18 protein-coding genes are annotated in these 24,984 nt (G+C 46.6%); 7 read left to right on the top strand and 11 right to left on the bottom strand.

The window, feature by feature from the left end; translation table 11 throughout:
- Window positions 1–197 precede the first annotated feature (197 nt).
- The 3 genes from AC27N8_RS14690 to AC27N8_RS14700 all read left to right on the top strand — a co-directional run bounded on the left by AC27N8_RS14690 (window position 198) and on the right by AC27N8_RS14700 (window position 4,017).
- Window positions 198–1,190 carry a glycosyltransferase family 2 protein gene (locus AC27N8_RS14690; RefSeq protein WP_487068129.1) on the top strand — a complete coding sequence of 331 codons (993 nt, stop codon included), beginning with the start codon at window positions 198–200 and terminating at the stop codon, window positions 1,188–1,190.
- 606 nt (window positions 1,191–1,796) lie between these two features.
- A complete protein-coding gene (gene pepF / locus AC27N8_RS14695; protein ID WP_487068130.1) occupies window positions 1,797–3,593 on the top strand; it encodes an oligoendopeptidase F in 1,797 nt (598 codons plus the stop codon).
- Between the two features lie 193 nt (window positions 3,594–3,786).
- A complete protein-coding gene (locus tag AC27N8_RS14700; RefSeq protein WP_487068131.1) occupies window positions 3,787–4,017 on the top strand; it encodes a CsbD family protein in 231 nt (76 codons plus the stop codon).
- Window positions 4,018–4,213: 196 nt separating this feature from the next.
- On the opposite strand, the gene zwf is transcribed toward AC27N8_RS14700, so the two are convergent.
- The 4 genes from zwf to AC27N8_RS14720 all read right to left on the bottom strand — a co-directional run bounded on the left by zwf (window position 4,214) and on the right by AC27N8_RS14720 (window position 9,847).
- Entirely contained in the window at window positions 4,214–5,791 is a 1,578-nt protein-coding gene (gene zwf / locus AC27N8_RS14705; protein ID WP_487068132.1) for a glucose-6-phosphate dehydrogenase, read from the bottom strand.
- A 171-nt stretch (window positions 5,792–5,962) separates the two neighbouring features.
- A complete protein-coding gene (locus AC27N8_RS14710) occupies window positions 5,963–6,937 on the bottom strand; it encodes a hypothetical protein (protein ID WP_487068133.1) in 975 nt (324 codons plus the stop codon).
- 159 nt (window positions 6,938–7,096) lie between these two features.
- Entirely contained in the window at window positions 7,097–8,149 is a 1,053-nt protein-coding gene (locus AC27N8_RS14715; protein WP_487068134.1) for an alpha/beta hydrolase, read from the bottom strand.
- Window positions 8,150–8,329: 180 nt separating this feature from the next.
- Entirely contained in the window at window positions 8,330–9,847 is a 1,518-nt protein-coding gene (locus tag AC27N8_RS14720; protein WP_487068135.1) for a phytoene desaturase, read from the bottom strand.
- 296 nt (window positions 9,848–10,143) lie between these two features.
- On the opposite strand from AC27N8_RS14720, the gene pncB reads away from it, so the two are divergent.
- Both pncB and AC27N8_RS14730 read left to right on the top strand, forming a co-directional pair.
- Window positions 10,144–11,535, top strand: a complete 1,392-nt coding sequence (gene pncB / locus AC27N8_RS14725) for a nicotinate phosphoribosyltransferase (RefSeq protein ID WP_487068136.1) — start codon at window positions 10,144–10,146, stop codon at window positions 11,533–11,535.
- A 197-nt stretch (window positions 11,536–11,732) separates the two neighbouring features.
- A complete protein-coding gene (locus AC27N8_RS14730) occupies window positions 11,733–12,581 on the top strand; it encodes a hypothetical protein (protein WP_487068137.1) in 849 nt (282 codons plus the stop codon).
- Between the two features lie 105 nt (window positions 12,582–12,686).
- On the opposite strand, the gene AC27N8_RS14735 is transcribed toward AC27N8_RS14730, so the two are convergent.
- The gene (locus AC27N8_RS14735) at window positions 12,687–13,466 is read right to left on the bottom strand and encodes a CPBP family intramembrane glutamic endopeptidase (protein ID WP_487068138.1); all 780 of its coding nucleotides are present in this window, start codon (window positions 13,464–13,466) and stop codon (window positions 12,687–12,689) included.
- Between the two features lie 155 nt (window positions 13,467–13,621).
- Between AC27N8_RS14735 and AC27N8_RS14740 the strand changes: the two genes are divergently transcribed.
- Entirely contained in the window at window positions 13,622–13,906 is a 285-nt protein-coding gene (locus AC27N8_RS14740) for a hypothetical protein (protein WP_487068139.1), read from the top strand.
- A 498-nt stretch (window positions 13,907–14,404) separates the two neighbouring features.
- Here AC27N8_RS14740 and ndk read toward each other — a convergent pair whose 3' ends face one another.
- The 6 genes from ndk to AC27N8_RS14770 all read right to left on the bottom strand — a co-directional run bounded on the left by ndk (window position 14,405) and on the right by AC27N8_RS14770 (window position 23,499).
- On the bottom strand, window positions 14,405–14,866 hold the full coding sequence (gene ndk, locus AC27N8_RS14745) for a nucleoside-diphosphate kinase (RefSeq protein WP_487068140.1): 462 nt from the start codon (window positions 14,864–14,866) through the stop codon (window positions 14,405–14,407).
- Between the two features lie 31 nt (window positions 14,867–14,897).
- Window positions 14,898–15,245, bottom strand: a complete 348-nt coding sequence (locus AC27N8_RS14750; protein WP_487068141.1) for a roadblock/LC7 domain-containing protein — start codon at window positions 15,243–15,245, stop codon at window positions 14,898–14,900.
- A gap of 47 nt (window positions 15,246–15,292) precedes the next feature.
- A complete protein-coding gene (locus AC27N8_RS14755; protein ID WP_487068142.1) occupies window positions 15,293–18,709 on the bottom strand; it encodes a tetratricopeptide repeat protein in 3,417 nt (1,138 codons plus the stop codon).
- Window positions 18,710–18,733: 24 nt separating this feature from the next.
- Window positions 18,734–20,011, bottom strand: a complete 1,278-nt coding sequence (locus tag AC27N8_RS14760; protein WP_487068143.1) for a M16 family metallopeptidase — start codon at window positions 20,009–20,011, stop codon at window positions 18,734–18,736.
- Between the two features lie 317 nt (window positions 20,012–20,328).
- Window positions 20,329–21,276, bottom strand: coding sequence for a zinc ribbon domain-containing protein (locus AC27N8_RS14765; protein ID WP_487068144.1), 948 nt, complete (start codon window positions 21,274–21,276; stop codon window positions 20,329–20,331).
- Window positions 21,277–21,402: 126 nt separating this feature from the next.
- Window positions 21,403–23,499 carry an alpha-ketoacid dehydrogenase subunit alpha/beta gene (locus AC27N8_RS14770; RefSeq protein WP_487068145.1) on the bottom strand — a complete coding sequence of 699 codons (2,097 nt, stop codon included), beginning with the start codon at window positions 23,497–23,499 and terminating at the stop codon, window positions 21,403–21,405.
- Between the two features lie 476 nt (window positions 23,500–23,975).
- Here AC27N8_RS14770 and AC27N8_RS14775 point away from each other — a divergent pair, with 476 nt between their 5' ends.
- Window positions 23,976–24,971 (top strand): thiamine pyrophosphate-dependent enzyme, encoded by a 996-nt coding sequence (locus tag AC27N8_RS14775; protein WP_487068146.1) that lies wholly within the window; start codon window positions 23,976–23,978, stop codon window positions 24,969–24,971.
- Window positions 24,972–24,984 lie beyond the last annotated feature (13 nt).

Below are 24,984 nucleotides of genomic sequence, written 5' to 3' on the forward strand. Positions count from 1 at the left end.
GTCGGCATATGCTAAGTCAGATGCTTCATTGTTGCCCTGTTCGCGACATTCACCGGGAGGATGGTATGGGATCAACACACGTTAAAGTCACTGATGCATATATACTTCTTTTTCAGAAGACAGTTGGCTTGCGCATCTACCGCGCATGGTAGGAATGTTTCGTGGATAGAATTTAACGTAGCAAGGAAGGAAAATATATGACTACCCATCCATATCGTCAGGGAATCCCCGAAGAGATTCTTGCACTTTCACACGAGCGCGACCTTCTTCGACGCAAAGGAAATTACGCCCGAGCCGACGTCCTCAAACAACAGCTTGAAGACGCTGGCTACGCCGTTAAAGATAATCCTCACGGAGCCCATCTGGTCATACTCCCAAGCATTTTTGTCGATGGAACCCAATATCGCACAATTCATCAATTACCTTCTTTGCTTGAGGAGACCGACCTGTACACTTTTTCAGTCAATATTCTGGCACGTAATAATAGCGATCAGGCACGTCGCTGTGTAGAGAGCGTCTTAAAATTTGCCGGCACGGCCAGCATCGAAGTTATGCTTATTGATAATTCATCACAGGATGGATTCGATATCTGGTCGGAAGCACTCCATCACCGTGATGAACGCGTTCATGTACTTCGTTCGACGCGCAAGATGGGTATCGCTGAAGCCTATAATATAGGCTTCCTCCAGAGTCGAGGACACTATATCCTGCTACTCGATACGTCCATCGAGCTTACAGGAGATATCTTCACGCCTCTGGCTCAAACGCTCGCTGATCCAACCGTTGGACTCACGGGTCCACGTGGTCTCATCACGGATGATATGCGTCACTTTGAAGAGGCCGAAGAGGTTGAAGTAGAAGTTATTGACGGTCGATGCATGGCCTTCAGACGCTCTTCACTGAAAAAGGCGGGCCTGCTTGATGAGGGTTATCGCTATCCAGAATTCATGGACGTTGATTTCAGCTTTGCCATTCGTGATAGCGATGAGCAAGCTCTACGTACACCAGATCTCGCTCTCATCTATCATCCAGAAACACAGGACACTGGCTTATCCTCTGCTGAGCAGACACGCCTGACCAAGCGTAATTTTTATCGCTACTTGTCCAAATGGGGCGACCGCGACGACCTGCTCCTGGAAGGGCACTCAATTGATGACGAGGATGAGGACGAGGATGAGGATGATATGTAAACAGAGCGCCTAATCCCGCCACGCAAGAGAAAGCTATATATGTCGCTTGTGACTTTTTTATCGTTGGTCACAAGCGCATTTTTGTTAACGCTATCTCTACCTGATCCATCATCTTTCACGCTACCTATTAGAGGATTTAGCCAAATAACCTTCTATACTCTCGATGAAAGAAAACAAATAAAGCAAAAATAACATACATATCAGCACATTGAATCAAAGTCACTGGACACGTCCAAAAACATTGGGACCTCTACCTCCAATTTTTAGGGATTTTTCCTATGAAATTGAGTCACATATATGCCACTACCGACAAAAAATCCTTCCAAATAAAGAAATTAAGATTTTTTTAGCGTCTACACGCATATTTTTCAAATCTTTCCTTCGTCAGCAACGAGTAAATAGACTTGCACGTTTGGTCAATGCTAAAATCTCAGCCAGAGTTGATAAATTCCTATACTTTTTCGTCATCATTCGCCAATACAATTCACAAACATTGTTCTCTCTTAGAGATTGCATTCCATCCTTGCGATGGGGGGCATATGATATCATATGATTACATCCAGAAACAGACCGTTTTCAGGTTAATGAGGAAAGGTCGTATCAACATTGCAAACGTACAAGAAACGTGGTGACATCCCAGTTGCGTACACATGGAATCTCAGCAGTATCTTCGCCACAGATGAAGATTGGGAACGTGATTTTCAGGCGATACAAAAGCGTCTGCCCCAACTCGAAGCGTTAAAGGATACTCTTGCAACCAGTGGTCAGGCACTGTATACCGTGCTTCAAACACGCGACGAAATCTATGAGCCACTCGAAAAACTCTATGTCTATTCATCCATGCGTAAGGATGAAGATACTACCAACAGCAAATATCTAGGCATGGCAGATCGAGCGATGCAGTTATTTGTGCGTACCTCTACAGCTGCGGCATTCATTGAGCCTGAAATTCTAGCTCTGTCACCAGAGACACTAGATCAGTACATCCAACAGACGCCAGGACTTGACCTCTATACGATGCAACTCCAAGAGCTCAATCGCAAACGTCCACATGTACGCTCAGCCGAAGTCGAAGCCGTGCTTGCGGCAGCAGGTGAAGTAACCGACGCGCCTGATGCTATCTTCTCAATGATCGACAACGCCGATCTCAAGTTACCGTCTATCACGAACGAAGACGGCGAACAGGCAGAGTTGACGCCAGGTAATTATATGACCCATGTTCGTAGCAAGAATCGTCAGGTCCGCAAAGATGCTTTTGAAGCCATGCATGGCACCTTTCTAAAACAGCGCAACACACTTGCTGCGACGCTCTCGGCACAAGTAAAATCAAACATCTTTTATACACGCCAGCGCAATTACACCTCCAGCCGTCAACGTGCCCTCTCAAACTATAATATCCCCGAGAGTGTCTATGACAATCTTGTGACCTCGGTTGGTGAGCATATCCCGCTTCTCAATCGCTACATGAATTTACGCAAGCGCATATTGCAATTGGATGAGCTTCATATGTATGATCTCTATACACCAATTGTCGAAGAAACGACGGACTCCATTACCTACGAGCAAGCGCGAGATACCATTCTCCAGGCGCTCTCTCCACTTGGCGAGCAATATACCTCAGTCCTCAGTCAAGGCTTTCAACAGCGCTGGATTGATGTCTATGAAACGCCAGGCAAGCGTGGTGGAGCATATAGTGGAGGGGCATACGGGACCCAGCCATTTATCCTGATGAACTTTCAGGAAAAGCGTGATAGCATGTTTACTCTGGCTCACGAACTAGGCCATTCCATGCATTCATATTTCACACGCACAAATCAGCCCTATCAGTATGGTGACTACACCATATTTGTCGCTGAGGTCGCCTCAACCTTGAACGAGGGGCTACTGACTGAATATCTCTTACAGAATACCCAGGATAAAGCCATACGCATCGCCATTCTCAATCACGCACTGGAGGATATCCGAGCCACACTCTTCCGCCAGACGATGTTTGCTGAATTCGAGTACCAGATTCACAGTCATGCTGAAAAAGGCGAATCGCTTACAGCCGATACCCTGACGGATATGTATGCCGCCTTGAATGCAAAATATTATGGTGGAGAAGCGATCATTGATGATCTGATCGGCATTGAATGGGCACGTATCCCACACTTCTACTACAACTTCTACGTCTATCAGTATGCAACAGGTGTCTCAGCGGCCTCAGCGCTCGTGCAAAAGATACTTCACGAAGGACAGCCGGCGGTTGAACGCTACTTGAAATTCCTTAGCTCAGGCTCATCGGATTATAGTATTGAACTCCTAAAGAAAGCTGGAGTGGATATGAATACTCCAGAGCCAGTTCGTCAAGCCTTCCAACTCTTTGAAACACATCTCACACAAATGGAACAACTTCTCGACTAAGTAAAGCAATACAAAAGGAGCAATACAACAAATATTTGTTGTATTGCTCCTTTTGTATATTCATACATTTTCACAATGATGAGGTAATTTGTATCCTTTTACACACCTGTAAGAGTATCAAAGGGAAGGGAGACAAAAAATCGCTCCCAGAGGTAAATGTATTACCACAACATTCAAAGGAGAGTATAACATCATGAGTGATCACGATGACAAAAAAGATCTTGGCGACAAAGGTAACGAGAATACAATCAAGGGTAAAGTAAAAGAAGCTGCGGGTAAAGTCCAGGAGACCCTTGGTAAAGCCACAGATAATCCTAAGACTGAAGCAAAAGGCGACTCCAAACAAGTAGAAGGCAAAACACAATCCACTGTTGGGCACACAGAAAACAAGATTGATAACGCTCTTCACCCTGACAAATCCTAAGAAGAAAAGGTTTAACCACTTCGGCCTACCAGGACACAATTTCCTCAAAGTAGGAACAGTGAGGCTAAGATACTACTATCGATCCGTCTGAAGAGGCTAAAAAGTGTCAATCGGGTTTACCCATATTACACAAAGAAGAGCAATCAATTATATTGGCTGCTCTTCTTTTATATCCTTCACCAGCGAGGTACTTCAATTAAGGATTTGTCCATTGGCGACCATCTCTGGCAATTAAATCATCAGCTTCTTTCGGTCCCCAGGAACCAGCCGCGTAAGGATATACAGTCTCCCCACCCATCTGTTTCCAGGCACTGGTAATACTGTCAATGATGATCCAGGACCGCTCAATCTCATCACGGCGAATAAAGAGAGTCGAATCACCTACGATACAATCAGCAATCAAGCGTTCGTAGGCATCCGGCAACTCAATATCAAAAGCACTATTATAGGATACACTCATATCGATTGAAGTCAGCTTAGTGGCCGCTCCTGGAATCTTAGAGCCTATTTTAAGTGAAATCCCCTCATCTGGTTGAATACGCAACGTCAATGAATCAGGTCGTAGACCAGCAGTTTCACTGGGAGTATACAGTTGATGGGGCACACGTTTAAATTGAACGATGACTTCAGTACTACGACTGGGAAGATGTTTGCCGGTGCGAATGTAAAATGGCACACCCGCCCAACGCCAATTCTCAATAAACAACTTTAAAGCCATATACGTCTCTGTCACCGAAGTAGGACTAACGCCCTTCTCATCTTTATAACCTACCACCGCCTGACCATTGATGGTACCGGCTATGTATTGTCCACGCACCGTCTGTTGAGCAACCTGCTCAGGTGTTAAAGGATTAATCGCACGTAAGACTTTCACCTTTTCATCGCGAATATCATCTGGAGAGTAATCCGCAGGAGGCTCCATTGCAATAAGAGATAAAATTTGCATCACATGATTCTGCACTATATCTTTGATTGCACCAGCCGTCTCATAATATTCAGACCGACTCTCGATGCCCAGGCTCTCAGCAACTACAATTTGGATATTATCAATATACTTTTGATTCCATAATGGCTCAAAAATGCTATTAGCAAAACGGAGAGCGATAATATTCTGGACGGTCTCTTTCCCCATATAATGATCGATGCGAAAAACCTGATTCTCATGAAATACTTTGCCAATATCTTGATTAAGCTTCTGGGCAGACTGTAAATCATGTCCAAAGGGCTTCTCTGTAATGATGTGTACCCAGGATGGCTTTTCGCCAGTCTCTACTTTATCTGATTGAGCCAGGCCAGCTTCTCCAATATGCGCTATAATCTCTGAGTCTGTATCAGGAGGAGTGGCCAGATAAAATAGCCGATTACCGCCAGTTCCCTGCTCTTTATCCAACTTATCAAGTAACTGACCCAAGCGCTGATATCCTTCAGCTTCATCAAAATTCGACTGACAAAAAAAGAGTTGCTGTGCAAATCTTTGCTTCGCAGCATCATCTAATTTATCTTCGGCGGGCATATATTTATCAAGGGATGCAAGCACCATCGAGCGCCAGCCATCATCACCGAGGGGGCGGCGAGCAAAGGCAACAATACACATTTTCTCAGGTTGGGGATGGTCGTTAATCAGATGGGCCAGCGTGGGTAATATCTTTCGCTGTGCAAGATCGCCAGTAGCTCCAAACAACACAATAGCACATGGCTCTGGCGTATGACCATCTTGCCAGATAATATGCTTTTTCAACTTGTGGATACTCTGCTCTTCAATTTGTTGAGTCATTAAATTCTCCTCATAGGGATTTGTTCAAATCGCCTCTATGTATATATACGTATAACGCACAGAAGACTTTGACATTCTTTTCACCTGACACTAAAACTGAAAACAAAGATCTGCATAAAAATAAAATACAGGATACCTCATACGAGATATCCTGTTGCTTACGGCAAAGTGTTAGCGTATTCTCTTTTTTCGAGGTGCACTCAAGTACATATTCTTAAAGAATTGAAATGGTGGACTAGCAACCATCAGAGCCACAAACGTACACACAATAATAGGGGCCAGGATAGCCAGAGTTCCAAGGGGGCCAAGCGTAACATGAAAAAAGGCAAGAAAAACAAACTGCAAGACAATCAGCAAAGCCAATAACCCCACTGAAGTTACAACTGAAGTCGCCTGCCAGCGCAAACGTAAACGATCATCGAGAGCTTTTTGGCGTAATGCAGATTGCTCACTCACGCTGTGCTGAAAGGCGACAAGTTGCTGCCGCTCTTCTTCCAGCTGATGTCTCTCTTCTTCCAACGCCTCCGCCACGCGCTCCACTTCTCGTTTCAAATGCATAGCTTCTGCTAAGAAACGCTCTCCATTCACCTTGGCCTTCGCCTCTGCCGTCCTCACAAATATCTGAAGAGGCTCGGGAGTCCAATCGGAGGCTATCTGTGCATCAGAAAGCTCCTGTAAGCGTTTCTGAGTCTCCTCATCCACCATCTCATCGAAATGTTGCAGAACTTCCTGATGCGTTTGAACAAAAGCGCTATACTCATCCTGTAGACGATTACGCTCGTCCATCAACTCGAGCAAATGTGTCTGATAATGCGCAATCTCTTGTTGATGACCACTATGAACAACGGCCAGATCACTTTCAAGTCCACTTTGTGCGGTAGACTTCTCTGCATAAAGCTGCTGAATTTCCGTCTGTAACGCATCAACAGAAGCACGTAAGCGACTATTCTCCTCACGAAGCTGGACCATTTGACGCCAAACCCATTTGGCTGAAGGAGACTCAGAACCAAGAGACGGCAATGCATCCGTCTGTTTTTGCTGTATAATATGCTGCCGACGTTCATTCAGAGCACTACGACGATCGAATGTACGGGGGAGCTTTTCAAGGGTCTCTGTGGTCTGTGCTGTCTCCTCGGATGAAAACATATTTACCGTGTCTCCTTCATGTACAGAAAAACATGCGCGAACAATTTGCATGAAATGCAACGACAATATACAGCGCGTCTCGTATTTATTATGCACGCAAATAGACAAAGATTCAAGTGTATTTGCAGGTCCTGACAACAAAAGGCATCCTATAATATACTAATGGCGCTCAGGAAGGTCGCTTAGCAAATGCTTTGCTAAAAACGTTTCGATAACATTGTCGTATTGCAGTGGATTCCAACCATAAGCCCCACAATGAACATCTGCGTCAACAAAGTAAGTCTCAAGCGGTGCACCTGAGGCAGCGGCCTGAGCCTGGATTTGATACGCGTGCTCAATGGGAATCAGATCATCTCCTGAGGAATGAATCAACAATATTGGCGTCGGCTGATATGGCAAGAGCTTTGTTGCACGCTGTTTCCAACGTTTGAACGTCATATCCGGGCGCGCAATAACAGTGAAACCGAACCGCAGGCGAAAAACAATGCTACTCATAGCGACAATACATCTAGAAGCGAGAGAGATCAGAGCACGAACTAAAGGCACGCGAGGATAGCGACGCACCCACTCATCAGTCAGACGAAACGTCACCAAACGACGTAAGATATCATCTGAACGCGAATAGGGACTATCGGCAATAATAGCAACTACATCAGGATGCGGAGGAGTCAGTAGCGCCACAGCAGCACCCATAGAGAAGCCGTGAATGATAATTTTACCCGCCAATGTCTCCGCTTGACGACCTGCGGCAAAAATGGCGGCCTCCATGTCACGAATCTCGGCATTCCCAGCTGTTGTCATAACACTCTCGCTCTCGCCATGTCCCCGAAAATCGAAGAAGAGCACATTATAGCCGCGAGCATATTCTAACCGTGCAACTGGTCGCAAATGTAAACGGGAGACACGATACCCATGACAAAGAATAATAGTTGGCGCCGCCACAGGCTGAGCCCAAAAATCTCCATAGAGTAATGTGCCGTCAGTTGTTTTAAAGTAGAGGGAACGTTGTGCGGACAGAGGTGGCTCATCAGGTACCATCTGGGGCATCCCCCAGGTTAAAACAGATTCTGGTAGAGTAATGTGAGGACGTGAAAATTCATTTACAAAGAAATGTGCAACTAACGCTAACCCACTGGTCATAGTAAGCCCCAGGATACTTGCTGTACTTGTTGCGATGCTAGCAGCGACAGCCCATCGATGTTGCCCAGCCATAGAAAAGAGCTCCTTCCAGGTAATGAACATGCTGGATCATCGATCAACAGATGAATGCCGACCACGCAGAAGAAGAGATTGTGATACCTGAGAAAGAAGAGACCTTGCTTCTATCATTTCTGATAACGATATCACAACGCAAAACCACAAGAGACCAGAGTCGCAACAATCAGAAAACTCCTAATTTTTGCGACTGGCTCCAATCAAATTTTGCATCTCCTGTGCTGGCACATTTCCACCAATCATATCTGCTACTATTTTACCCGAACTCATCACTCCAGGCAAACCCGCACCGGGATGAGTTCCCGCTCCAGCAAAATAGAGATTAGGAATATCTTCGCTGACATTGTGAGGGCGAAACCAGGCCGACTGGGTCAGGATTGGTTCCACGGAGAAGGCGCTCCCTAAATAGCTATTAAGAGTATCACGAAAATGAAGTGGATCGATGAAATGCTCTGTCACAATATGCTTGGAGAGATCTGGCATATAATGCTCTTCAAGATAGCCAATAATTGCGTCGCGATACGGTTTGGCGGCTGTCTGCCAATCCGTGCCGCTTCCTAGATGTGGCACGGGCGAGAGCACATACCAGGCGTCATGTCCTTCAGGTGCTAATGATGGATCAGTCACCGTCGGTCGATGCAGATAGAGTGAAAAATCCTTTGCCAAAACCTTTCGTTTAAAGATATCGTTTAATAAGCCCCGATAACGTGGTCCCATCAATATTTCATGGTGAGCAATATTTTCATACTTACGATCTGTACCAAAATAGATCACAAAGAGAGACATCGAATAGTGCCTCTTTTTAATTTTGCGATCCGTATTTCTGCGTCTAAATCTGGCTGGAACGAGATTCAGATAGGTAAAGGCAACATCGGCATTACTGACCACGCTATCGGCTGGAAACAACGTCCCATCGCTCGTACGTACCCCCTCTGCACGCCTCGTTTGAGGATTGATGACAATTTCAGAGACTTCCTGATTAAGCAGAACCTGACCACCGACATCCTCAAAAAGTTGTACCAACGCACGTACCAATCTTCCGGTTCCCCCCATAGCAAACCACACACCAAATCTCTGCTCCAATGTGTGAATCAAAGCATAAATTGATGTGCTCTGAAAGGGATTACCACCAATCAAAAGAGGGTGAAAGCTAAATACCTGTCGCAGACGCTCATCTTTAATATACTGATTTACAAATGCGGCCACCGACTTCTGCGCTCGCAAACGGACCAGATCTGGCAGGACCTTTATCATTGAGGAAAGATGTGTAAAAGGCTGATCGATCAACTCAAAGCCCGTCTTATAAATCTTCTCGCCAGCGCGCGCAAAGCGCAAATAGCCCTCTACATCCGATGGATTAAAGGCGCGTATCTGGCTTAATAAGCTTTCGCGATCAGCATTGTAACGAAAGACCGAACCATCTTCAAAACGAATATTATAGAAAGGATCAATGGGGACAATATCCACATACTCTTCCGTTTTTTTACCACATAAAGTAAAGAGATCATTAATCAACCAGGGAGCGGTAATGATAGTTGGTCCCCCATCAAAAATAAACCCATCTTGCTCATAGACATAGGCGCGACCGCCTGGCTTATCACGCTTCTCAATGATCGTCACTTGATGCCCTTGAGCTTGCAAACGAATCGCAGCGGTCAGGCCACCAAACCCGCTACCAATTACAATTATCTTCATTACAACTCCTCACAAAAACTACCTACACTTTAGGCTATATGAAACCAGGGCGCACGCTTAACAATATCTGTACTTTCCAGTAATATCCACATATATTCTACTTACACCTGTATCAGATAAGGAGCTGCCTCAAAATTGATACACGTTACAGATATGATAAAGACGCTATCCATGTACTAAAAGGGTATTCTGTTGAGCGCTTGTGCTTGCTGAATATGATACAATAATAACCACCAGAGATATTGTATTAATTACACTAAGTCGACATGTCACACGAAAGAAGGAAGGGAATTTTTATGCATCGCCGTATGCCTAGCTTGCATCCAGGATTGATGACAGATATGTACCATCCAGACTCAGCATATGTTTCATGGCGCACAGGTCAGAATGGGCAGACAACTTTTGATCTCTATACACGAAAAGCGCCCTTTGGTGGAGCATATCTTCTTGTAGCAGGCCTTGAATCAGCCCTGGAGTTTGCCCATACCTTTCGTTATACATCCGAAGAACTCAAATTCCTGGCAACTATTCGTGATTATGATCCTGCTTTCCTCGATGAACTGGCAGAATTACATTTCACAGGAGAAATCCTGGCTCTGCCAGAGGGTAGTATTGCTTTTCCCGACGAGCCTATCGTTCGTGTCACAGCGCCATTTCGTGAAGCAATTTTACTCGAAGCCGGACTCTTACAAGCAATCGGACTTTCAACATTAATTGCCACGAAGGCATCTCGTATCGTCTATGTAGCGAATCAAGGACGCGATCGTCGCATCTCTGAGTTCGCCTTTCGCCGTGCTCAGGAGCCAATGACGGTCGCAAGGGCCTCATATATTGGAGGATGCTCCAGTACCTCTCTCCTCAACGCCGCTTATGAATACCGCCTTCCTGCTACTGGTACCGTCCCACATGCTCTTATCGAGATGTTTGATACCGAGTTGGAGGCATTCGAGGCTGTCGCTGAAGCGTACAATCGCTATACGCTCTTATTAGACACCTACAATACACGCAGAGCCATCCACATCGCCATCGATGTTGGATTACGCTCACAGGAAACTCAGGGCCATACGCTCGCTGCTGTTCGTCTGGATAGCGGTGATCTAGTCGCTGATACTATCTATGTGCGAGAGCAGTTGGATCAGGCAGGTTTACATAATGTACGCGTTCTCGCCAGTGGTGATCTGGATGAATGGAAAATCCAGGACTTGCTTAAGGCCGGAGCCGCTATCGATGCCTTTGGAGTGGGAACTTCACTGGGCAGCGGAGCGGGCTCGGTTGAGCACGATATCGAAGGCGGATCTTTAGGAACTGTTTACAAAGAGTCCTGGTATATCAACGAGGACGGTATCGAACACCCAAAGATCAAGATTGCGGGAGAGAAGAGTACCTGGCCCGGAAAAAAAGAGATCTATCGCCATCCTGAATGGAAAGAGGACATTATTCAACTAGAATACGAACCACGCCCGGATAATTATCATCGACTCCTCAAACCAGTCATGCGTAATGGAGAAATCGTGCCCGGCAGTCTACCTCCACTTTCTGAAATCAGAGAATTAGCGCAATCCAACCTTTCACAATTACCTGAGCACTATCGTCAACTCATAGTTGACAAACCTTACCCTGTACGTTTCAGCATAGGGGCCCAATCATTACGGCAACAAGCAACACAACAAGTCAACCAGGATCAATAATGCAACGAGAGCATCAGGCGATCAGACGTCTGATGCTCTCGTTCAGGTGCAAACAAATAGGTTCTATATAGAGGCAACGAAAAGAGTTATGCTGAATTGTTAACCACATCTAAAATGTGCCAATAAGTATATCTTGTTCGTTACAAAAAACAGAAGAATAAAAAGTAACTCTTTGATATTAAAAAGAGTTACTGTGTATGACTTGTATATTTTTTACAGATAAGGCAATTTTTGTGACTGATAAACACATGCATATTTCAACAAATGATATGGCACCACAATCAGGCGGAGCTAAGCCATCCCTGGAGCAACCAGCCTCAGACGGAATACTTTGGACACCAGCATTCATCTTATTTTTCGCGCTGCTCCTTGGTCTTGGTCTTAGTATCGCAAGCCTGCTCTCTTATATCTGGGTCAATAGTCAACTTTACCCGGTAGATAAGATAGGGCAAGCCTACTCAGTTGTATTATTAGGAATATGGCTCATTGTACTGATACGGGCACATTCAGGAGGAGTACGTCTGGGAGCTGCATTTGGCTGCATCTGGGCGCTAGGAATGTTCGGCCAATTTTGGCTCAATAGCCATGCCATCGCACCACAAGCAGATATTATGACAGAGATGCGTACTATCAGTAACAGTGCACTCCTCGGCAGTGCACTCTGCTTCTCAACTAGTCATGCGCAGTTGCGACGATGGGATATTTTTTTCTTGTCGATACTCCCATTGCTGTTTTGTGGCTATCTCGCCTACAGCTATCTCAAGGCTCCCTCAGATGTACGCTCATTACTATTTATAGACGGCAAAATTGCCTCTATCACAATCTACCTGATCATAGGAGTCTGGTGGTTGCGCATGAGATGCTGGCAAGACCAGACAGGACCAACCTTTTTGTTTGGCTTAGCTGCGATTCTATGGCTTGCCACAGATACTATAGGAAATATCAATACTGAATTGTCTCTCTTTACGCTTCAACTCTTTTTCCTATGTCTCATCCTGGCAGCTATACGCCTTCTACAAGGAGAGAGACGTCTAAAAAACAAGTAGCTCATCTTATGCAATTAGAGGCACGCATACCACAAAAGTGAGAGGTAATTGTCTTCATTTATATAAGATATATTCCTCTCACAAAGGTATTTTTGCATCACAAACTTATGGAAGATTAATATTATGCATAGCAAGTATCACTAATATAGCCCCCAATGCATTATTTAACAGATGCAATATTAAACCAGGCCAATATGAACCAGTCAAGAGGCGCAAAAGAGCCAGAGCCACTCCTATACAAACAAGCACGGGAAACGATGATGGATCACCATGAGCAACTCCAAAAATTAAGGCACTCATAACAATTGCACCGACTACGGACATTCCGTTTTTCAATCCCATAAATGTAAAGCTTCTGAAGAAAATCTCTTCACAAAACGGAGCAACTAACACAGCGACAAAGAGAGAGACATAAGTAGTGATAGGCTCAATTTTCGCATTCTTTAGCAGCACCTGATCATTCGTCTGTACATTCCAATGGAAAGTCGTGATCAGAAAATCATACATTTGATTGAGCAAGACGATCAAGACCAGGGCTGCAAGCACCAGTATGATAGCATAGCCCGGATGAAAACGACGAAACCCTAATAATTCTCTTATTGAACGTGTGTCAGCAGTAGGAGCGCGTTGCGCACGCCTGGCATAATAAAATGGGGCGACCAGAAAAACGCAGTAGACAAGCAATGAGAATATTAGAAAGATAATAGCGTTTTCGCTATCAAGCTGAGGGGAAAGAGGTTTTGTAGACTGGCCTGAGGACCCCATTCGTGCATTCAAAAGCGAATCAGCAGCGAGAAAACCAATCCAGGGAATCAGGGTAAATAAGACCCCCTTAAAGGTTTGATTTATCGTCCAGGGAACACGGTCGAACTTCTGTTTAAGCAAGAGCTTACTCCAATTTTTTCATCTCCTAGTATACCATTACTCCCCCGCTGCTGTCTGTAATCGCGCCCCTATTGCCATCAAAATAGTATGGTATACTAAGTTCAAATCCTATTCACCTATATAGCACGTCACACATAGTTAGGAAGGATACCTGGTTGGCAGGGACAATCGAAACACATCCAGAAGAAAATTCAAACTGGCGTCGGCACAAAAATGCTTGCCCAAACTATCGGGAACGTTGGTTCCCCTGTAACGATGTTTCAGGCGAACCTATGTATCAGGTCTTCTGTCTCAAAGGGACCCCCCCAGAGACGCTGGAAGAACAAGAAAAATGCTTTCGCAGCAAAGTGGGTTGCTGGCGTCTCGCGCAGCGAAACAAACAGCATCAGCACATGGCTGAAGAAGAATCAATGCCAACGGCTCAAACCGCATCTCGCTAAGTGCATCCTGGTAGTCTACCTTAGATTGGATCGACGATCATCATCAACGATCTACACCCTGGTGAACGACACCATGTACTCTATGCCCGATCCAAACTAGCAGCCACCCTTGAAAAATTCAAGCGTACACCAAACAACACGTTGCCTGCATCCTCACGACGCACAACATTTTCCATGAAGCCTTCTGAGCTACAATAAGAGAACGTCAACACGTGTGTTTGTATCTCACCATGGCATCTATTCAAATGCTAAGCGTGTTCTTGTGGGATGAATTCTACATCTTGGAATTTGCACCTTATATCCAGACCCATAAGTATACATCTTACTATCTCAAATAATGATGATTAGCTCATTAGAAGGGTTAGATAGATGGAGAGTCAACACGTCAGCATGCAAGTATCATCATAGTCATCGTGTTAAAAAGCTTCCCATGACAGAAAAGGGAGTCAATCAAAAATTGATCGACTCCCTTTTCATATTTTGTGCACGACTGGTAATTTAGCGCTCTCCAGAATTATAGAGATAGCTTTCCAGGGCATCTTCATAGTCAAAAAGTTCTTCCGGCTTAAAGAAGCGAGGAACCTCAACTTGAGCGGTCTCTAACGAATCAGAGCAGTGGATCAGGTTGGCTTGCACGCTCATAGCAAATTCACCACGGATAGTGCCAGGAGTAGCTTCGCGAGATTTTGTAATGCCTGCCAGTAAGCGTACAGCATCAACACTTTCAAACCCTTCAAGGCAGAGAGCCACTACCGGGGTACGTTGCATAAACGATTTCACTTCTGGATAGAAAGGACGGCCCACCAGGTGGCTATAATGCTCATCTAATAGGTCACTGGACAAGCTGATAAACTTCAAACCAACGATTTTCAGTCCTTTATGTTCCAGGCGAGAAATAATTTCACCGACAAGATCTCTCTGAACTGCATCAGGTTTTAACAATACTAGTGTACGTTCCATAACTCTACGAGTACTCCTCTTTTACTATTGATTACATACTAGCAACCAACTGAATCAGTTGGCGGCAGGCTTTTTTCATCTCCACGCGGACGCGACCAAGATTGCCACTTCCTTGCGTCGTGACGATGAGGATAAGATCACCTGCTTCTTCCATCTGGATCGTCCCCTCCTTCGTCTCAACAATCACATGTTGTGTTTCACCGTTATGCACCTGGGCGGTCAAATCACTAATGGAGCCAAAGGCGGCTGCGGCCATTGCACCAATAACCTCCTCGTCTTCGCTATGAAGTATACCAGAGACAATCAGGCCATCTTTGCCAACAAGAATCGCATCATGTACCTCTTCCAGGTCGGTTAAACGTTGCAGGATCGTTTCCACTTCAGGACTCCTTTTCTTTCTTCGTGATAGTAACTACTTCACGCCTCTTAACCCTTAGCCTTCTTCGCCATCGTCAGAGCTTTGTTGTACGACTCCATCGCTTGCAGGTACTCTCCCTGGCGCATATACGCATCACCCAGAACACGATAACCTGCAGAATAGTTAGGTGCTAACTTCAATAGAGCACGTACATTACTCACAACCTCCCCCAGCAATTCAGGTGCATTTCTAATGATAAGGCGATACTCTTGCATAGCTTCATCGAAATCACCGATCAGTTGCGCTTGATAACCTCTCACCAAGCGCTCACGATAGCTCACGTTTCCCTTACTCTCAGACTGACGTTGCCCGGAGCGCTCGCCTGTTCGACCGCGTCCCGCATGTGAAGGACCATTATGGTCACGTGAAGCCACTTGCTGCTGCATAGGCTGCAAGCGTACCGCTGGACGCTTCATAGTCGTTTCTAATTCGCTATCCAGCAGCACATTCATCCGAATGGCAGGAGCTGGTGCTGGGGTTGGGTTGGTTGGAACAAAACCTTGCTCCATAGCTGGTACTGCTGGTAGCGGATTCGTCGATTGCCTGACGAACGGAGTGGCAGGCATCGCAGGTACTCTCACTGTCGCATCTTCCACTGGCTTTTCGGGAGTTGTAACCTGAGCAGCAATAGAAGGGATCGGAGCCGGAGCATTGTTAAGCGACGATAACCACAACGGCTCAGATGGCTGCGCTTGTTCTTGCTGTATCTGGGGTGCAGGAGCATTCAAAGGCTCGCTTTTTGGTGCTTCAACCGGATTAGCTTCTGGTCGACCAAAATTCCCCAGTTCTGCCAGCGCCGATGAAAGTGAAGGTTCTGCATTTTCATCAGATGTAGAAGCAGATGACTCCGTAGCCGCAGGCTGAGTAGAGCTCCCCTCCTGAGTAGATTGAGCAATACTGGCAAGTGAATTGGGTTCTAATGGTGTAAAGCCACGTGAGAGAAGCTTCTGCTCCAGCTCTTCCAAAGTTGTGATCAGATTCTGTTCGGTCTTCTCTTGCTCAGCAGGAGAATTCTGTTGAACAGATGAAAATCCAGGGTTGGTCTCACGATAGGGCTCCGCTTTTGCAGGCTCTACAGGTGGCTGCTGACCAGCAAGCTGCGCTAACCAATTATAATCGATAGACTGTGCTGGTCCTTGCTGACTCAATTGTGCCCAGGGATCTACTGCATCTTGTGACGAAGATGAAGATACCTGATCTGAGAGGGCACTCCAAGGATCATTACCAGATGCCTGATCGGGTACTCTTTGCTGTCCATTAGCTCCTGACGCAGCAGAGATATCGGCTTCAGGTGATTGGCTATTCCAGGCCTCAGAGGATTGAGATGTCCAATCGGTATAAGCCGCTGCTGAGCTTTCCTGACCGCTCTGACTCAACTGACTCATCCAGGAAGGCTGCTCCTGATCAGTAGTTTCTGAAACTCCTTGTTGTGGTAACGACCAGAAACTTTGATCATCCTGGGGTTGATTTTTTAAATCGGGCCAGGGTTGATAGGACTCCTGATCAGTCGGAGAACTATATGAAGAGGCCGGTTTCCAACTGGCCCAGGCATCCTCCTCCTGAGTTACCTGAGGCTCCTCAGAGGTCGCATGTTGCGGTGGGGCTTCTACACCGTTATCGCTTGACGCCGACACATCTCGTGGTTCCCACGACACTATTTCAGCCGATTTTGGTTCTACATTGACCGGTTGTTCAGAAACCGCAGGAGCCTCTTCTGCCAACGAGGAAAAATCGAATGCACCAGTCCCATCTAATGAAGCTGCACCTAATGTTTTTAACCAGTTGGGGCCGAATAATAACTCTTCATCGTCATCATCTGCCGCTACCTCTGGTTGCGGCGTATGTGCCCGCCCCGATACTTCATTAGCCGCCACCTGAGGTTGTGGGGCCGGCGCTTGCGACTGTGGGACTGGCAACGGCGACGATTGCGTCACAGTTGGTTGCGGCTTACTAACAGGAGGTTCATTACTTTCAAAAGGAGAGGGTTCGACAGGTACATATGCAGCTTGAGACGCGCTTGCTTGTGAATCACTTTGATTCAACATACTCAGCCACGCAGGAGTTGATGAACTATTATTCGACTCGTGTTCCACTTCATAAGAAAAAGGTGCGTCGAAATTCTCTTCAATATTTGGCGCGCTGTTCGGCATACTTTCAAAAGATGGGGACTGAGGTGCTGAAGCATCGGGGCCTAGCCAGGAAAGATCTTGCGATGCGGATACCCCAGGATCTGATATCTGACGTACTACTTCAGGATTTATATTGTTTAACGCGTCTTGTAATGAATCCCATGGCTCCACTGGAGCAGCATCATCTTCCGGCTGCAAAGTCGCTTGACTCAAAGCATCGGGATTCCAGTCCTCACCACCCCATTGAGAAGTGGCATCCATGAAATTTGAGTCGGCAGAGAGCCCTGGTTTGCCAGATGATGTTAGCCCTTCGGTCATCCAAGAAGGAAAAGCGGCCCCACCAGATTCGGGTTGAGACATTGGCTCAGAGCGCGGCTTCACAAGAGTTGTATCATTATTCCAGTTGGCATTGTTTCCCCATGAGGCCAATGCATCCGCAGAAACAGTTCCAGCGGAACCATTCAGGGCCGCAAAAGGATCAGCGCTTTGAGCTGCTGGCGCCTGCGCAACCTGCTCCTTAGCGCCAAGGGTCACAGGAGGCTTCTGAAGTAGCTTTAAGAAAGGATCTCCCTGCCGACTAGCCATCTGATCTGCAAATAAATCCTGAGCCATGACCAGATCGGGATCAACAACCTCAGCTTTTTTCACCAATTCCTGCGAACGTAACATATCCTGTGGAGCAGTTACATATGCAAGCAGCAACAAAGCCTTTACACAGCCCGGCACATCCTGCAAAATCTGCTCGGCCAATTGGCTAGCACGATCATACACCCCCAGGCGCCAATAGACCTCCAGCAACCCGGTGCGAGCATCTAAGCGATCGGGTGTCATAGCCAGCACAATATCCCATTCCTGGACCGCCTGGGAGAGCAGATCGCCACGCATATAGAGGCGAGCCAACCCGGCACGCGAGAGCATAAAGCCAGGTTGCCCAGCCTTCTCGCTCAATTGATTAAAAGCTTTCCTGATCTGACCATTACCACGACTCAGTTCATATGCCTGCTGATAACAATCCAGAGCCGTATCATAATCAGATGATCGCTCACTAACCAGGGCACGACTGCAATAAGCCACCACATTTTCAGGGTCATTGGTGAGCACCCAATCGAAGGCTTGTTGAGCGTCTTCTAACTTCCCCTGAGCCAGGTATACTTCCCCTAGCAGACGCTGCGTCTCAAGCGATTCAGGAAAATAAGCCAGAATGTATTGACAACTGGCAAGAGCTTCATCGACGCGCTTCGAACTAATCGCGTCTTCCGTCTCTTGCAAATAATCACGAAGCGTTATTTGTGCCATAAAACTTGGTCTCCTCTTCCCGCCTTATGCACCTGCGAGCAATTTTTCAAATTGTTTAGCCCGCTGGGTCTGATCTGGCCCAATGACAGCCAGGCGACGCCACTCAGGAGCAAAGCACGTCCGCGCTACACGCTGTATATCCTCAACAGTGACAGCATTTACCTTTGCAATTACTTCATCTACGCTCCACACGCGATTGTAGAGACATTCCTGACTTCCCAACCAGGAGGCCATTTGTTGCGTTCCTTCCAGACCGAGTAGAATGCCACCACACACATATGCTTTAATACGTTGTAACTCATCCACCGGAACGGCTTCTCGGCACAATCGTGTCAACTCCACAACAATAGCCAGTATCGCTTCGTGCGTTCGTGAAGGATCAACACCTGCACTTACTATCAAACTACCAGTTTCAGAATAACTATTGAGATAACTTCCAATATCGTAAGCCAGACTTTGCTCTTCTCGAATAGACTGAAAAAGGCGAGAACTCATTCCATCGCCCAGAATGCCATTAATGAGAAGCAAGGAATAATAATCATCTGATCCATAGGCTGTACCCAACGTTGCCAAACAAATATTCGTCTGCTCGGTCTCTTTTTGAATCATCCTTACCGCAGGCACGCCCGTTGGAGGAAAACATTCTTGCCAGTCTGGATGAGCTCCCGGCTCCCAATCATCGAACAATTGTTTGACCTGTTCGATGACCACATCGTGATCGATATTACCCGCGATACTCAGCACAAGCGAATTTGGGCGATAGTAGGTATCCATATACGCCAGCATTTGCTCACGCTGTAAACGAGAGACAACTTCAATCGAACCAGCATCATCACGTCCAAGAGGAAGTCCCGGCCACATCGCCTCATCAACCAGAAGATTAACCCATTCCTGCGGATCATCCTGGGTGGAACTCAACTCTTCAATAATAACGCCACGCTCTTTCTCTATCTCCAGAGCATCAAAGAGCGGGCGTCGAATCATATCAGCCATAACTTTCAAGACTACCGATAAATATTCGCCCGGCACACGAGCTGTATACGTGGTCAGTTCCTTGCCAGTACTGGCATTAAAATTGCCGCCCACCCCTTCGATCGCCTCGGAAATAGCCTTTGCCGTTGGATACTCTTCAGTCCCTTTAAAAAGCATATGCTCAATAAAATGAGAGATTCCTGCGATAGAGTCGTCCTCATAGCGAGAGCCAACATTAAAAAAGAAAGCGATACTTGCGGAACGCATACCAGGCATATGGTTGGTAAGTAGGCGTAGTCCGTTATTTAGTGTAGTTGAGACGTAATTCATTTATAAATGGGCACAGAGCCTCTCGCGTTCATGCGTGGAAAGAGTACCCCGATTCTCCTTAATAGTACCTTATCAAAAAATACTGATACAAAATTTAACAGTTATACTGTTATGTACAATCTAGTATACAGATCTGAAAGTATCTCGCCGTATTATAGCATGTCTGTTGCCGAATGGAACCCCGCTAGGAATTTCTGATCACACGGCGCTGATGATGTTGTGGCGTGGGAAAGCATAACATTGAAGGTTTTTGTGAAGAAAGCACAGCCAAAGCACGGGACAGGTGAAATTTTTCGCCTCACCTGTCCCGGACAGACTCAGATCAAGCCAATATCATCGGCTAATCTACCCAGGCCACCCAGTGGCCCATTATCCTCATCGCGATGATGGCGATGGTGATGATTATATCCACCAAAGCCCATATCACCTTCTACGCGATTTTCAATCTGATTTTCAAAGCCATTGATCAGCATCTCACCGCCCAGGACTGCCGCAGCTCCGCCCAGAGCACCCATGGCATACTTTCCACCATTTCCCTGGAGGAAACCGCCAATACCCCCTTGCTGCTGACCCTGCTGACCCTGCATCGGTACGGGTATCACTCCAGCCAGGCTCGTACGACAACTGATGCAATAGGCACTTCCAAGGGGAGCCATAGCCATGCACGTAGGACAACGCAAAACCATTGGCTGTTGCCCTATCATCGGCTGCATCTGATTATTTGGCTGGCCATATTGTTGCTGAGGATAAGGCTGCTGATACTGCTGCCCGGGTTGCTGATACTGAGCAGTCGATTGTTGATATTGAGGATTATACGGTTGCTGATAACCTTGTGCCGGTGCATATTGTCCAGATTGAGCAGGCGGTCCACCTACAAGTTGAGTACCACATCCGCCACAAAAACGCACACCAGCAGCATTCTGGCGCCCACATTGCATACACTGTATCCCTGCTTGAGGAGGTGCAGGATTGCGCATGTCATGTCCACACTGATTGCAAAAAGCGCTCTCATTTGGAACGCGCACCTGACATGCCGGACAGGTGCGAATCATCGGCGGCGGCGGTGGAGTTGGTGTAGAAGCCATTAAAGATGTACCGCAATGCATACAAAACGATGTTCCCGGATTCACAACTCCATGACACTGCGGACAGGTCGAACCACTGTTACTGACAGAGGATGAACTATCCATCTGTACAGGTGTACCACAATCGGGGCAAAACTTCTTACCAGTGACATTATTTCCACAGAACGTACAGTTCGCCATTCCGCGCATCCTCCTCAATTTTAGAATGCTTAAATTACTTTATATACATTTAAACGCAGTGTAACATACTTTCTCAAATTCGTCGAGATAAGTATAACCAATCGAATCTCTACTTAACATAGCTATTTATTCGGCTAGAAGTTCATCGATTTTCCCTTCAATAGTCTGTGCAGTGGGATAAAAACATGCTTCCTCTGCCACACTATATGGAGCCGGTGGGGCTGGGAGCGCAGCGATAAATGCCGGTGTGCCATCCAGATCGTAGAAACAATGTTGCACGATCCAGGAATGGATATGGCGTCCAAAACTACTCAGATCGATCTCCTCGGTCACCACAATCACACGACTCGCCTCTTTTACTGCTGCCGCCACAGTCTCCTCATCAAAGGGAGAAAGTGTACGCAGGTCAACCACCTCGATGGAGATATCGCTACGGCCTGTAACATTCACTGCCGCCGTACATGCCTCTAGCACCATCGTTCCCCAGGCCACAATAGCCAGACCAAGTGGTCCATGGCCAAAGCGCAAACGGCGTGCTTTTCCCAGTGGCAAGGTATAATAGCCTTCAGGAACATTCCAGAATTCGGCCATTTCAGGAATAATTGCGCCAGACGCATCCTTTGGGGGTTCAGAACGATAAAGACGTCCACGCTCCAAAAAAACCACCGGCGACTGTGCACGAGCCGACTCCAAAAGGAGGCCTTTGGCATCAAATGGTGAAGCCGGACAAACTGTAATAATACCTGGTGTATTTGTAAACCATTGCTCTCCGGTATTAGAGTGACCATAAGCCCCTCCACCCACCGTGCTGCTGGAGATTGGTCCACCGCCACCACTACCCGATTTTGTACGGATAAGCATAGGGGAATCCCACTTACCGTTTGTCTGATAAGGAAAGCGTGCGGCCAGGCGTAATGTCTGTGCGGATGATTGATAATAATCTACAAATTGAATCTCAGCACAACGAGCTTTTCCGTCACGTAGGCCCGCTCCAGAGACAAGTCCAATGATCACCTGTTCGTTAAGAGGACTACTCATCGCACGCCCAGGCATTTTAGACACGAGCGCTGCCGTCGCACCAAAGACGCCTCCCTTAGGGCTACCCACATCTTGTCCATAGACAAAAAAACCTGGATCACGCTGCGCCAACTCCACGAGAGCTTCATTAATTGCACCCAGCATCGTTAACGTCCGTCTTGCACCGCCTGGAATATTCTCCTGCCATTCTGGTACATTCACGACGTGCTCTAAGACGCGCTCAGCCGTAGGCTCAGGCTCTTTAAGAATCTCGCGCTCAGCTCGTTCGAGTTCCGCACGAATTTCCTTGCGAATCCGCTCGACATCAGCCTCCTGTAATATCCCCTGGCGAATAAGCTGACTGGAAAAGTTCTTTACCGGATCTTTTGTAGCCGAAGTTGCAGCGATTTCTTCTTTTGTACGATATGATCGAATATCAGTGCTACTTGAATGAGCATCCAATAATCCCAGGCGTAAATGCATAAGAGCTGGACCCCGACCCGAACGGATATGCTCCACGAGACGGCAAGCCGCCTCATATGTAGCCATCACGTCGCTACCATCGACCTCTTCAGCATACACCCCACCACCCATTGACCATTCAACCAATGAACCAGACCACTGATTGCCACCTGGCATGGTAATGGCCCAATCATTATCTTCAATTACCATCAGGACAGGGAGTTGATGAATACCTGCTTGCTTATACAATGCATAAAAATCATTCGTAGCCGCTCCACCATCACCAGTAGAGCATAAAATTAGTTCATTACTTTGCTGCTGCTTGATTGAGAAACCTATACCACCGGCAAAGGGGCATAAACCTGCAACCTCGCTTACGCCTGGTAAAATATGATGATGCCTGCTTGCATAATGGGATGGCATATTACGACCGGCATTCATTGGTCCAGTAATACGCGAATAGGCTTCACGAAGGGGGCCATGAATATCGCCCGTTCGTTGGAGCCAGGCAGCCAGATCGCGATAATATAATGCGAGCCAATCATTCTCATCGAGTGCAGCAACCACCGCCGCCATAGCTTCGTGACCTGCACAACCTATATAAAACGGGAATCTTCCTTGCGTCTTACGTGTTTTAAGCAAGTCATTCATGACTCTAGCAGTTACCATCGTGCGGTAGAGCGCCATCACATCCAGCGGCTTTGCTGGAGCCTCTGTCTCTGTATCGCGAACATTTATTGTCATTTTGTACTATTGCCTCCACCTAATTGTCTGCATTGACGCTGTAGGCTTCATCGATGCTCCCTATAATAATTCACACCATCATTATAATGGTTGGTGGCTTTGAAATGCAATGATCAGAAAAGTTCTATACGAGATTTTCTGCCTGCTCTCTTCAAAAAGACGCCCTAAAAGGTATGGTCCTACAGGATGCTGTATCCACCGTGGAGCAGTTCTATCCTCTCTTTATTTACAGATTTTACAGTGTCAAGGTTGTAAATAGAGGAAAGTTTCATGTGCATAATTCGTACCCCCAAATATACCATCGACAGGCAAAAAAATACCAGGACAAACTCAATACGAGCACCATACTCACTAGACATTCGCTTCCATTGGACACTATAATGTGTCTAACTATTTTTTTATCGGAACATGTCTCGCCAGCACGATCCTGGTCAGTGGTAGAGAAGATAACAGGCCCTAAAGAGATGTATCAATAAATGACGAGCATAGCTCTATCTTCAGAAGTTTTAAAAGATATCTACACAAAGATGCTTTTGACACGCATCGTCGATGATTGCGCTCAGAGTTTATATACAGCAGGATACATCGATTTTTTAAGTAGCTGCCGGGGACATGAAGCGACACAGATAGCCACAGCTGTCTGCATTGAGGTCGGGAAAGATTTTACTCTCCCTTACTACCGAGATCTTGGAGTTGTTTTAACTCTAGGTATGACCCCTTACGAGATTTTCCGCACGTATCTACAATCACACCACAAATCGCAGACAGAGCAGCTTATCAACTCGCAACAGACCTTTCAACACTGGGGTTATCAAAAGCACAATACAATCACCGGCCCCGCCCCCGTAGGGACCCAACTACTTCATGCAGCCGGTATTGCTTTTGCCAGCAAACTCCGCAAAGCAGCGGTAGTCACAATAGCTTATTGCGGCGACGATGTCACGACAGATCCTGATTTCGTCGAAAGTATTCAATTTGCCACCCAGCACCAATTGCCAATCGTCTTCATCTGCGAACAGGACAATCCAGCGTTCTGTGCGGCCGATGCTTCTAACCCTGATAGTCTATCTTCTTGTTTTGAAGAAAGTGCGCTCCCTTCAGGTCTCGGCTATCAACTCATCGATAGCGGAAACGTTATCGCTGTCTACTCAGCGATGCGCCAGGCAATGCAGCATGCGCGTGAGGGTTATGGACCAACACTATTAGAAATGGCAGTTGCTCGCTCACATCCCCATATCCCTGTGTCACATACCTCCATCGTGACTTCCGCTGGTGTGACACAGCACGTGCCTCTCTCATCCAGCGTCTCCAGCGCTGAAGGCATCTCTGATCCTCTTGAATACTGTCAACGCGTTCTGCAAGAGAGGGGGATATGGGACAACGAATGGGCTTCTCAACTTTCCACACGCATAATGACAGAGGTTACGCGTGCACTTCAGGATGCATTGCGCGATACACTTCAGTCAAAATGAGAAAGCCGAGCAG

The organism is Dictyobacter sp. Z7_2 (assembly GCF_057551105.1).

What these genes read in the sequence shown, in the direction of transcription:
- AC27N8_RS14690 (WP_487068129.1), top strand. Translation starts at nt 198, where the DNA reads ATGACTACCCATCCATATCGTCAGGGAATCCCCGAAGAGATTCTTGCA.
- AC27N8_RS14700 (WP_487068131.1), top strand. Translation starts at nt 3,787, where the DNA reads ATGAGTGATCACGATGACAAAAAAGATCTTGGCGACAAAGGTAACGAG.
- zwf (WP_487068132.1), bottom strand. Translation starts at nt 5,791, where the DNA reads ATGACTCAACAAATTGAAGAGCAGAGTATCCACAAGTTGAAAAAGCAT.
- AC27N8_RS14710 (WP_487068133.1), bottom strand. Translation starts at nt 6,937, where the DNA reads ATGTTTTCATCCGAGGAGACAGCACAGACCACAGAGACCCTTGAAAAG.
- AC27N8_RS14715 (WP_487068134.1), bottom strand. Translation starts at nt 8,149, where the DNA reads ATGGCTGGGCAACATCGATGGGCTGTCGCTGCTAGCATCGCAACAAGT.
- AC27N8_RS14720 (WP_487068135.1), bottom strand. Translation starts at nt 9,847, where the DNA reads ATGAAGATAATTGTAATTGGTAGCGGGTTTGGTGGCCTGACCGCTGCG.
- pncB (WP_487068136.1), top strand. Translation starts at nt 10,144, where the DNA reads ATGCATCGCCGTATGCCTAGCTTGCATCCAGGATTGATGACAGATATG.
- AC27N8_RS14730 (WP_487068137.1), top strand. Translation starts at nt 11,733, where the DNA reads ATGACTTGTATATTTTTTACAGATAAGGCAATTTTTGTGACTGATAAA.
- ndk (WP_487068140.1), bottom strand. Translation starts at nt 14,866, where the DNA reads ATGGAACGTACACTAGTATTGTTAAAACCTGATGCAGTTCAGAGAGAT.
- AC27N8_RS14755 (WP_487068142.1), bottom strand. Translation starts at nt 18,709, where the DNA reads ATGGCACAAATAACGCTTCGTGATTATTTGCAAGAGACGGAAGACGCG.
- AC27N8_RS14760 (WP_487068143.1), bottom strand. Translation starts at nt 20,011, where the DNA reads ATGAATTACGTCTCAACTACACTAAATAACGGACTACGCCTACTTACC.
- AC27N8_RS14765 (WP_487068144.1), bottom strand. Translation starts at nt 21,276, where the DNA reads ATGGCGAACTGTACGTTCTGTGGAAATAATGTCACTGGTAAGAAGTTT.
- AC27N8_RS14770 (WP_487068145.1), bottom strand. Translation starts at nt 23,499, where the DNA reads ATGACAATAAATGTTCGCGATACAGAGACAGAGGCTCCAGCAAAGCCG.
- AC27N8_RS14775 (WP_487068146.1), top strand. Translation starts at nt 23,976, where the DNA reads ATGACGAGCATAGCTCTATCTTCAGAAGTTTTAAAAGATATCTACACA.